The sequence below is a fragment of the uncultured Paraglaciecola sp. genome (assembly GCF_913020055.1).
Taxonomy (GTDB): domain Bacteria; phylum Pseudomonadota; class Gammaproteobacteria; order Enterobacterales; family Alteromonadaceae; genus Paraglaciecola.
Window position 1 is genome coordinate 24,364 of sequence record NZ_CAJWCF010000051.1, and the last position, 10,204, is coordinate 34,567.

A 10,204-nucleotide genomic window follows, 5' to 3' on the forward strand; every position below is an offset into this window, starting at 1 on the left:
AAAATAATGGTTAAAGACAACCTAATGCAACACGGGGCAAACCATTCAAATCAAGTTCACTACGAATTTGCCTAAAACCTTGTTCGCTTAAAATGTCTGCGACTTGGTCACTTTGCTGATAACCATGTTCAATCACTAACCAGCCGTTATCAGTCAAATAATGCTTGCTTTGAGAAACAATTGATCGAATATCATCTAGACCATCTAACCCTGAGGTTAAAGCACTGCTAGGCTCAAAACGCACATCACCTAATTGTAGATATTTGTTGTTATTCTCTATGTACGGTGGGTTAGTCACAATTAGATCAAATTGTTTATGTTCAAGGACAGAAAACCAATCACTTTGAATAAAGTTGACCCGTTCGAGTTGATGTTTGGTCGCGTTATTTTTAGCTAATGTAATCGCTTGTTCGCTTTTATCTACCCCCGTGATCAACCAATTGGGCTGTTCACTAGCTAATGACAATGCAATAGCGCCACTGCCCGTGCCTAAATCCAATACGGTTGCATGCTCAGTTAAGTTAAGGTCTAAAGCAATTTCAACTAGCAGTTCGGTTTCTGGTCGTGGGATCAAAGTAGCAGGAGAAACATTTAAACGTAATGACCAAAAATCTCGGTAGCCAACAATATGTGCAACTGGATGACCAGATGACCTTTGTTCAATGTAATCTTTAAATTTGTTCATCTGCATTTGGTCTAGCCGTTTTTCAGGCCAAGTGTGCAAATAAACCAACTCTCGCTGCAAACAATCGGCTAACAACACTTTACTGTCAATCGATGCAGAATCATGTAAGCCATCATCGCTTACACTATTGGCATTGAGTTGAGCCTTGGCCCAAGACAATGCTTGTTCAATAGTTAATAACTGATTTTCCAAGACGGTCTATTCGTCTGAAAGTGATGACAACAAATCGGCTTGATGTTCTTGTCTGATAGGCTCTAACACCGCATTCAAATCACCGGCAATCACATCGTCTAAACAATACAAAGTCAAATTAATTCGATGATCTGTGACTCGCCCTTGTGGAAAATTATAAGTACGAATACGTTCTGAACGATCCCCACTTGCCACTAAGTTTCTGCGGGTTGAGGTTTCTTCGGCTTGGCGTTTATCTTCTTCTAATTGAGTCAAACGAGACTGCAGTATTGCCATCGCTTTGGCACGATTTTTATGCTGTGAACGTTCGTCCTGACATTCAACAACTATGCCCGATGGATTGTGGGTAATACGTATCGCAGAGTCGGTTTTATTAACGTGCTGTCCACCGGCACCAGAGGCTCTAAAGGTATCAATTTTCAAATCAGCTTTATTGATTTCAATCGCTTCAGATTCTGGAATTTCAGGCATCACCACAACAGTACAAGCTGATGTATGAATACGCCCTTGTGATTCAGTATCGGGTACGCGCTGAACACGGTGTCCGCCTGACTCGAACTTCATAATACCGTAGGAGCCATCACCTAAAATATTGGCAATCACCACTTTATAACCACCATGATCACCATCATTAGCCGTAACAAGTTCTACTTTCCAGCCTTGCTTCTCAGCATAACGACTGTACATACGGAATAAGTCTCCGGCAAAGATAGCAGCCTCGTCGCCCCCTGCCCCAGCACGGATTTCCACAAAACAGTTGCTTTCGTCATTCGGATCTTTAGGTAGTAATAATACTTGTAACTCTTGGGTGAGTTCTTCGATTCTTTGTTTAGATGACTTATATTCTTCCTGTGCCATCTCTCGCATTTCAGCGTCATCTTCTTGCATCATTTCTTGTGCAGATTCGAAGTCTTGCTGAGACTGCTGAAAATCTCGAAAACACTTCACTACACCTTCTAATTGTGAGTATTCTTTGGTTAAGCCTCTGTATCTGTCTTGATCAGAAATGACTTCGGCTTCACCCAATAAGGCCTGCACCTCTTCGTAGCGCTCGTCCAAGACTTCTAGTTTTCGTTGAACCGATTGTTTCATTATTTTCCTGTACGCGGACTATGTTAGCCGCTAATTATCTGATTTTTTTAAGGCTAATGCATCTTTTAGTAATGCTAATTGCTGTGAATTTTGTTCACTGGCGGCATTTTTTAACGCTTTGGTAGGTGCATGAATAAGACTATTGGTTAATTTGTTGGCAAGTTCAATGATCACTTGCTCAGCTTCTTTGCCATCTGCTAGTTGATTTAACGCTTTACTGACTAACGTATCCCGCTGTAATTCGCTTTGATCGCGAAATCCTTTTAATACATCAATCGACGTTTGGCTTTGTTGCCAACGCATAAATTGTTGAACTTGTTGGGCTACCATTTCATCTGCAAGCTCAGCCGCATCTTGTCGATTAGCTAAGTTTTTTTCTACTATTTGCTGTAAATCATCCACTGTATATAAATAGGCATCATCCAATTCGCCTACCTCAGCTTCTACATCTCGAGGCACAGCTAAGTCCACTAAAAATATAGGTTTGTGCTTACGCTCTTTTAACGCGCTTTGTACTAAGCCTTTACCTAGAATAGGCAATTGACTGGCAGTTGAACTAATCACAATATCGGCATCTTTTAAATGCTGCGGAATCTGCGCCAAGGTCAATACTGATGCATTTAAAGGCTCTGCAATAGCTTGAGCACGAGCTAGGGTACGATTGGCGACAGTCAAAGATCTAACATTTTGTTCGTACAAATGTTTTGCCACAAGCTCAATAGTTTCACCAGCACCTATTAATAATACTCGGCTTTTTTCCAGAGACGAAAATATATGTTTAGCTAATTGAACCGATGCATAGGCTACAGACACTGCATTGGCACCAATATCGGTCTCACTACGCACTCTTTTTGCAACTGAAAAAGTATGTTGAAATAAGCGTTCAAAGCCACCTTTAATCACTCCAGAGTTTTTCGCGTCAGTGTAAGCCTGTTTAACTTGACCTAAAATTTGTGGCTCGCCTAACATAAGAGAGTCTAGACCACTGGCTACTCGCATAATGTGGTTAACCGCTTCCTGCTGGGTATAAAGGTAACTGTTGTTCTGTAATTCGTTTTGTTGAACACCATGAAAATTAGCGAGCCATGAGCCGATATTGTTTATCTGTCCATCGTCAAGCTGAGCGTAAACCTCTGTTCTATTGCATGTAGACAAAATCACTGACTCGATAGCGCCAGTTTCTTGTCGCAACGATGCCAGTGCCTGTACGATTGCATCAGGTGAAAAGGCTATTTTTTCACGCAATTCAATCGGTGCGGTTTTGTGATTAATACCAAAAGCGATTAGGGTCATGGAGTGATTAGGTAAAGTTACAACAAAGTGCTAATAAAGTGGCGGCATTGTACGCAAAAGGTAAAACTATTGAAAGCGATGTCACTTGTATGTTCCTATTGCCTCAATCGATTTTTTTCATTAACAGAGCGTTATTCAAATTGTGTTAGCTAGTTACCTGTGTATAAAACAAACTTTACCCGCCTTTATTCTTATTTTATTACTAACGAGTTGTGCGACTCCTTCTAAGCAAACTGTGAGTTTAAACTCATCTAGTCACCAATTATCATTAAAACAACAAGAGCATTGGTCAATAAAGGGTAAATTAGGCTTTAAAAGTCCTGACAAAAAACAAAGTGCCAATTTTAGGTGGCAACAAACGCAACAACAATACCAACTCAATTTAACTTCAATTATCGGCACTTCACTGCTTAAGATGCAAGGCAATGAGGAAGTGGCTACCTTAGTTGCCGATGACGAAACCTATCAAGACTCTGACCCTAGCCATTTAATTTGGCGTGTGACAGGTTGGCAAATACCCGTAGAAAAAATGCGTTTCTGGATAAAAGGACAACATCAGAACAACGATAAGGTAATAACAAGTGAACAAGGTTGGGTCAGCCAATTGCAACCTATCTGCAATAATTGCAAAAATTGGTTAATTAACTACGACAATTATAAATTAATAGATAACATTTGGTTGCCACACAAAGTGGTTCTGCGTAATAAAAGCAACAACAGTCAACTTTTAGTCCGAATTAATGCTTGGGATTTGCATGAATAAACAACCGTTAAACTGGTGGCCTAGTCCAGCCAAACTTAATTTATTTTTACACATCAATGGCAGATACCCAAATGGCTATCATCAATTACAAAGTCTTTTTCAAATCCTCGACTTTGGTGATGAACTAGCTTTTGAGGTTAATTCATCTGATAAAATCACCTTAGCGGATCCCATTGCTGGGGTAGCTGATGAAGATAATTTGATTATCAAAGCTGCAGAGTTGTTAAAAAATAGTTTGCCAGAGAATCAATCCAAAGGTCTAGGCTGCACTATACATTTGAAAAAGCGATTACCAATGGGCGGAGGTATAGGCGGTGGTTCTTCCAATGCCGCAACCACTTTGGTTGTGCTGAATCAACTTTGGGGTTGTCATCTTTCTTTGGACGAATTAACCACTCTAGGCTTAAGTTTAGGCGCTGACGTGCCTATCTTCATTCAGGGTAAAACCGCTTTTGCTGAAGGTGTGGGTGAGAAATTACAACAAGTTAATCTTCCCGAAAAATCTTATTTAGTGGTTTTCCCCGAGAGTCATGTTTCTACAGCGGATATTTTCGGCTTACCAAACTTGCCTAGAAATACTGCGAAGATTAACTTTAGCAATTATAGTTTTGAAAAGACTCACAATGATTGCCAAAAATTGGTTTGTGAACGCTATCCGAATGTTGCAAAAGCATTACACTGGTTGTTAGAATACGCGCCGTCGAGGATGACCGGTACAGGCGCATGTGTATTTGCAATATTTGAACATCATCAGGAAGCATTAGATGTTCAAGCTTTGTTGCCAGAAGGCAGTAAAAGTTTTGTTGCAAATGGGGTGAATACATCCCTTTTACATAGCCAGATCCAAGCACAAAATTACTAGTTTAATTGGGGTATAGCCAAGTGGTAAGGCAACGGGTTTTGATCCCGTCATTCGTTGGTTCGAGTCCAGCTACCCCAGCCACTTTATAAGACAGTTTGGTTTTTGTGATAGTAGGTTTTGATCCACGGTTATACCGTTGGTTCGAGTCCAGCTTCCTAGCCAATTAATAAACACTGAGGATATTACCGTGCCGGATATGAAGATTTTTTCTGGGAATGCAGTACCTGAATTGGCCCAGAAAGTAGCAGATAGACTTTATACAAAGCTAGGACATGCAAGTGTTGGACGTTTTAGTGATGGGGAAATCAGTGTAGAAATCCACGAAAATGTACGTGGCTCCGATGTATTTATTATTCAATCTACCTGTGCACCAACCAATGACAATTTAATGGAATTGATTGTGATGATCGACGCATTCCGTCGCGCATCAGCAGGCCGTATTACTGCGGTTATTCCTTATTTTGGTTATGCACGTCAGGATAGACGCGTGCGCTCAGCGCGAGTACCTATTACTGCTAAAGTAGTGGCTGACTTTTTGTCTAATGTAGGCGTCGACCGCGTGTTGACTATCGACTTACACGCAGAACAAATACAAGGCTTCTTCGATGTACCGGTAGACAACGCGTTTGGTACCCCTATTTTATTAGATGATATGCGCCGTAGAGACTTTCATAACCCTGTTGTTGTTTCACCTGATATTGGCGGTGTTGTGCGTGCCCGTGCTTTAGCCAAACTTATGAATGACACCGATTTGGCCATTATTGATAAACGTCGACCTAAGGCCAATGTTGCCCAAGTGATGCATATTATTGGTGATGTGCAAGACCGAGATTGCATCATTGTTGATGACATGATTGATACTGGTGGCACATTAGCAAAAGCGGCTGAAGCATTAAAAGCCCATGGCGCAAGAAATGTGTATGCCTATGCCACTCACGCGATATTCTCAGGTAATGCCGCACAGAATTTACGTGACTCGGTAATTGATGAAATCATTATTACCGACAGCATACCGCTTTGCCCTGAAATTGCAGCCATCCCTAAGGTCAAACAACTTACCTTATCTAATATGCTTGCTGAAGCTATTCGAAGAGTAAGTAACGAAGAGTCGATCTCTGCGATGTTTGAATATTAATAACAGCAACATTCACTAATATTTAAGCGGCTTTTATCAGCCGCTTTTTTATTGGCAAATAAACCAGCAAACTGATTGTTTCACTTTCGGTCAGGTGTTAATATTCGCCGCCCTTTTTTGGGGATGTTGTTGTTTTACTATCTATTGGTAGGGAACTGGCAGCACAAACGTAAATTTTGGTCGCAAAAATTTACACACATTTACTATTTTTATATTTTGGAGTTACCACATGTCTGATGGAATTTTCACACTAGACGCAGAAGTCCGTACTGATTTAGGGAAAGGTGCGAGCCGCCGCCTACGTCACGCTGGTAAAGTACCTGCAGTCTTATACGGAGCCGGTAAAGAAGCCGTTTCTTTGACCCTTGATCATAACAAACTTTTCCAAGCCCAAGGCTTCGAAGCTTTTTACTCTCACGTTCTGACTTTGAACATTGGTAAAAAGAAAACAGAAGTATTGGTTAAAGACATGCAACGTCATGCCTTTAGACCTATTGTTATGCACGTTGACTTCTTGCGCATTGACGCAAAAGTAGCGCTTCAAACCAACGTACCTTTACACTTCATCAATGAAGAAAAAGCTGACTCTATCAAGTTGAACGGCGGTCACGCTGAACATCACATGGTTGATGTTGAAGTAAGCTGTTTACCTGGTGACTTACCAGAATACATTGAAGTTGATTTGTTGAACGTTGCACTTGATCAAACTGTTCACTTAACTGATTTAGTATTACCTAAAGGCGTTACTTTAGTTGAACTAAACAAAGGCGCCGAAGATCACGATTTAGCTGTTGTTACAGTTAAACTATCTAAAGGTCCTAAAGCTGAAGACGAAGACGAAAGTGAAGGCGATGCTGCAGAAGAAGCACCTGCGGAATAAGTTGCTTGACTGATAAACAATTAGCGCGCATTAGCCTAATTGTGGGCCTGGGTAATCCAGGCCCTGAATATCAGCATACCCGGCATAATGCTGGTGCATGGTTCGTTGAATCACTAGCAAAAATGTACAACTGCACGTTAAAACTAGAAAACAAATTTTATGGTTACACTGGTCGTGTCACGATTGGTGGACAAGATGTTCGACTTCTTATTCCTACTACCTTTATGAACAAAAGCGGTCAAGCTGTTGCAGCGATGGCGAACTTTTACCGCGTCCCATTATCAAGTTTATTAGTAGCCTTTGATGAGTTAGATTTGCCTCCCGGTGTAGCAAAATTTAAAACTGGTGGTAGCTCAAGCCAAAATGGCATTCGGGATATTGTTAGCAGTATGGCCAACCAGAAAGATTTTTTACGCTTGCGTATTGGAATCGGCCACCCAGGTGATAAAAACCGAGTCACTGGACACGTGTTAGGCAAAGCGCCGCAAAAAGAGCAACAACAAATAGAGGATGCAATTGATGAAGCAACCCGTTGCCTTGAAATATTAATCAAAGATGATCTTAAAAAAGCCATGAATCGACTACATTCGTTCAAAGCAGAATAATAGTTCATTAAACAAATTAACCATGACGTACTCCGTCAGATTATTTATACAAAATTAAGAGGAAAACAAGATGGGTTTTAAATGCGGCATAGTCGGTTTACCAAACGTCGGCAAATCAACACTTTTTAACGCCTTAACCAAAGCCGGTATCGAAGCGGCCAACTTCCCATTTTGTACTATCGAACCAAATACGGGTGTGGTACCTGTACCTGATTTACGTTTAGATAAATTGGCGGCAATAGTTAACCCTAAACGTACTATTCCTACCACTATGGAATTTGTAGATATTGCCGGTTTAGTAGCAGGCGCGTCTAAAGGTGAAGGTTTAGGTAACAAATTTTTAGCCAACATTCGTGAAACCGATGCTATTGGCCATGTTGTGCGTTGTTTTGACAACGACAACATTGTACATGTTGCAGGAAAGGTCAGCCCTGAAGATGATATCGAAATCATCAACACAGAACTGGCCTTATCAGACTTAGAAACCACAGAAAAAGCATTACACAGAGTCGCCAAAAGAGCCAAAGGAGGCGACGCTGATGCCAAAGCAGAGCTTAAAGTATTAGAAAAAATCAAACCACATTTAGATGAAGGTGAATTGCTTCGTTCTGTAGAGCTAGATAAAGATGAATTAAAACTTATCAGCTACATGAACTTCTTAACGCTAAAACCTACCATGTATATTGCCAACGTGAATGACGATGGATTCGAAAACAATCCATACCTCGACAGAGTACGTGAAATTGCCGCTGCCGAAGGCGCAGTAGTAGTCGCAGTATGTGCTGAAATCGAATCTGAAATTGGTGAGTTGGACGAAGAAGAAAAAGCCGAGTTCATGGCCGATATGGGCTTAGAAGAACCTGGTCTAAACCGCGTTATCCGTTCTGGTTATGAGTTACTTGCGCTAAACACCTATTTTACCGCTGGCATACAAGAAGTACGAGCTTGGACCTATAAAGAAGGCTCAACCGCCCCACAAACCGCTGGCGTCATCCACACTGACTTCGAAAAAGGTTTTATCCGCGCTGAAATCATTGGATATGACCATTTTGTTGAATTTAACGGTGAACAAGGCGCTAAAGATGCTGGTAAATGGCGTCTAGAAGGCAAAGACTACATTGTTAAAGACGGTGATGTAATTCACTTTAGATTTAACGTTTAGTCTTAATACAGTTTTGATAAAGCCCGCTATAAGCGGGCTTTTTTTATAACTTTGAAATAGATATATAGGTACCCTACCCAAGAAAATAAAACAGTGACTAATAGCCAAACTGGCTTTTGAACGTTAGGTATTTTATTGGAGAACAGTGTTAACCCTGCAGGCAAAAGGAATAAAACTAAAATCAACAACATTTCTAAACCACCGCCACCATTGGATATTTCCATTATCTAAGATTCCTACTTTTACATATACGCCCCATTAAGAGGCAAAAAATAGTTGGTTACAATTAGCGACGCAGGTGCAAAACCAACTGTTTTTTGTCCTGCTTGAGTGACTGGTTATGCGGTAACTTACAATTGAAGTTTAATACAAAAAGACTTACGACTTGTACGACACTTTCTTAATCGTTGATGTAGCGATTAGCTCTATACTTTTTTTGCACTGAATTTTAACCCAATCATCGCTTACATCTAGTATTTTCCCTGTCACCTCAGAGTTCCCCCAAGCAGATAACTCTAAAGAAATTGTAGCTTCTTTACCGTTTAGATCATTTAACATATCAAACTCCTTTTTATAAAATATATAGAACGACAAATTCTTGCGGTTGGACTACCGCATAACATTTTATTAGGCGGTAGTCGGGTTAGATACAAACACTACTTTCATGCTTAACTTGACATTCCGGTTAATTTTTTACAGCATTTCATAAACTTAGCCTTTTGAAAAGGCTAATCTAGATTTGATATTTGATGATCAAACCAAGCCATGTATTTATCCAAAATTTTAAGTCTGGATAAATACACAAGGTAAATCAAAGTTTATACAAAACAGTCAGATACAAAAATAGTCCTGTAGAAGTGAGGCCTGAAGTTGCCTATTATGACCATTGAAAACACCGATTTTTCACGTTTTCCTATTATAACTGTACAAAAAACCACTAACTAAAACAGGCGAAGACTGTGTTTTATCCGTTTTGTCTTACTTTACCTTCGACTCAAAAATAGCCAATAATCTGCTGGATTTTGTAGGGTAATCGTCAGGGAAGACGATTACCCTACAAAATCCAGCATGATTGCGGTGTGAAAAAAGTAAAGTAAATGGAGGGCAATAGATGTCAGCGTATGCGCTAATTTTAGTCCTGAAAGATAAAAAACCTACAAGTCACATTTTTGGTTATAGCAAAGAATTAACTGAAGAATCCCCCAAAACTACTCACATTTACCTTCAACAAGCCCATTTCAACCATCACCTGCTTAGTATCTAACCAAACAGACAGTTTATTGTCATAAAACGGTTGACGGCAAAAACCTAGATCAGCATAATACGCGCCACTTCGGAGACGGAGTGATTTAGTGGCTACATAGCTCAGTTGGTTAGAGCACATCACTCATAATGATGGGGTCGCAGGTTCGAATCCCGCTGTAGCCACCACTTTTATCTTGTATAGGATAGAAGTATGCGGGAGTGGTGGAATTGGTAGACACGCTGGATTTAGGTTCCAGTGCTTCACGGCGTGAGAGTTCGAGTCTCTCCTT

General features: G+C 40.5%; 10 protein-coding genes and 2 tRNA genes. 8 read left to right on the forward strand and 4 right to left on the reverse strand.

Going from position 1 to position 10,204, the window contains the following annotated elements:
* Positions 1-10 precede the first annotated feature (10 nt).
* The 3 genes from prmC to hemA are packed head-to-tail and all read right to left on the reverse strand — an operon-like array spanning position 11 to position 3,262.
* Positions 11-877 (reverse strand): peptide chain release factor N(5)-glutamine methyltransferase, encoded by an 867-nt coding sequence (gene prmC, locus QZ488_RS12285; RefSeq protein ID WP_293749070.1) that lies wholly within the window; start codon positions 875-877, stop codon positions 11-13.
* 6 nt (positions 878-883) lie between these two features.
* Positions 884-1,969, reverse strand: a complete 1,086-nt coding sequence (prfA, locus tag QZ488_RS12290; protein ID WP_293749072.1) for a peptide chain release factor 1 — start codon at positions 1,967-1,969, stop codon at positions 884-886.
* Between the two features lie 30 nt (positions 1,970-1,999).
* On the reverse strand, positions 2,000-3,262 hold the full coding sequence (gene hemA / locus QZ488_RS12295) for a glutamyl-tRNA reductase (protein WP_293749074.1): 1,263 nt from the start codon (positions 3,260-3,262) through the stop codon (positions 2,000-2,002).
* A 235-nt stretch (positions 3,263-3,497) separates the two neighbouring features.
* On the opposite strand from hemA, the gene lolB reads away from it, so the two are divergent.
* From lolB to ychF, 7 genes are all read left to right on the forward strand, one after another.
* Positions 3,498-4,025 (forward strand): lipoprotein insertase outer membrane protein LolB, encoded by a 528-nt coding sequence (lolB, locus tag QZ488_RS12300; RefSeq protein WP_293749076.1) that lies wholly within the window; start codon positions 3,498-3,500, stop codon positions 4,023-4,025.
* Positions 4,018-4,887 (forward strand): 4-(cytidine 5'-diphospho)-2-C-methyl-D-erythritol kinase, encoded by an 870-nt coding sequence (gene ispE, locus QZ488_RS12305; protein ID WP_293749078.1) that lies wholly within the window; start codon positions 4,018-4,020, stop codon positions 4,885-4,887. Before lolB ends, ispE begins: the two co-directional genes overlap by 8 nt.
* A 6-nt stretch (positions 4,888-4,893) precedes the next feature.
* Positions 4,894-4,968, forward strand: a tRNA-Gln gene (locus tag QZ488_RS12310).
* A gap of 106 nt (positions 4,969-5,074) precedes the next feature.
* On the forward strand, positions 5,075-6,022 hold the full coding sequence (locus QZ488_RS12315) for a ribose-phosphate pyrophosphokinase (RefSeq protein ID WP_293749080.1): 948 nt from the start codon (positions 5,075-5,077) through the stop codon (positions 6,020-6,022).
* 229 nt (positions 6,023-6,251) lie between these two features.
* Complete coding sequence (locus tag QZ488_RS12320) at positions 6,252-6,902, forward strand: 50S ribosomal protein L25/general stress protein Ctc (protein ID WP_293749082.1); 651 nt, start codon at positions 6,252-6,254, stop codon at positions 6,900-6,902.
* A gap of 5 nt (positions 6,903-6,907) precedes the next feature.
* The gene (pth, locus tag QZ488_RS12325; protein ID WP_293749084.1) at positions 6,908-7,507 is read left to right on the forward strand and encodes an aminoacyl-tRNA hydrolase; all 600 of its coding nucleotides are present in this window, start codon (positions 6,908-6,910) and stop codon (positions 7,505-7,507) included.
* A 70-nt stretch (positions 7,508-7,577) separates the two neighbouring features.
* A complete protein-coding gene (gene ychF, locus QZ488_RS12330; protein ID WP_293749087.1) occupies positions 7,578-8,669 on the forward strand; it encodes a redox-regulated ATPase YchF in 1,092 nt (363 codons plus the stop codon).
* 378 nt (positions 8,670-9,047) lie between these two features.
* On the opposite strand, the gene QZ488_RS12335 is transcribed toward ychF, so the two are convergent.
* On the reverse strand, positions 9,048-9,227 hold the full coding sequence (locus tag QZ488_RS12335; protein WP_293749089.1) for a hypothetical protein: 180 nt from the start codon (positions 9,225-9,227) through the stop codon (positions 9,048-9,050).
* Positions 9,228-10,023: 796 nt separating this feature from the next.
* Between QZ488_RS12335 and QZ488_RS12340 the strand changes: the two genes are divergently transcribed.
* Positions 10,024-10,100, forward strand: a tRNA-Met gene (locus QZ488_RS12340).
* Positions 10,101-10,204: the final 104 nt, after the last annotated feature.

What these genes read in the sequence shown, in the direction of transcription:
- prfA (WP_293749072.1), bottom strand. Translation starts at nt 1,969, where the DNA reads ATGAAACAATCGGTTCAACGAAAACTAGAAGTCTTGGACGAGCGCTAC.
- hemA (WP_293749074.1), bottom strand. Translation starts at nt 3,262, where the DNA reads ATGACCCTAATCGCTTTTGGTATTAATCACAAAACCGCACCGATTGAA.
- ispE (WP_293749078.1), top strand. Translation starts at nt 4,018, where the DNA reads ATGAATAAACAACCGTTAAACTGGTGGCCTAGTCCAGCCAAACTTAAT.
- QZ488_RS12320 (WP_293749082.1), top strand. Translation starts at nt 6,252, where the DNA reads ATGTCTGATGGAATTTTCACACTAGACGCAGAAGTCCGTACTGATTTA.
- ychF (WP_293749087.1), top strand. Translation starts at nt 7,578, where the DNA reads ATGGGTTTTAAATGCGGCATAGTCGGTTTACCAAACGTCGGCAAATCA.
- QZ488_RS12335 (WP_293749089.1), bottom strand. Translation starts at nt 9,227, where the DNA reads ATGTTAAATGATCTAAACGGTAAAGAAGCTACAATTTCTTTAGAGTTA.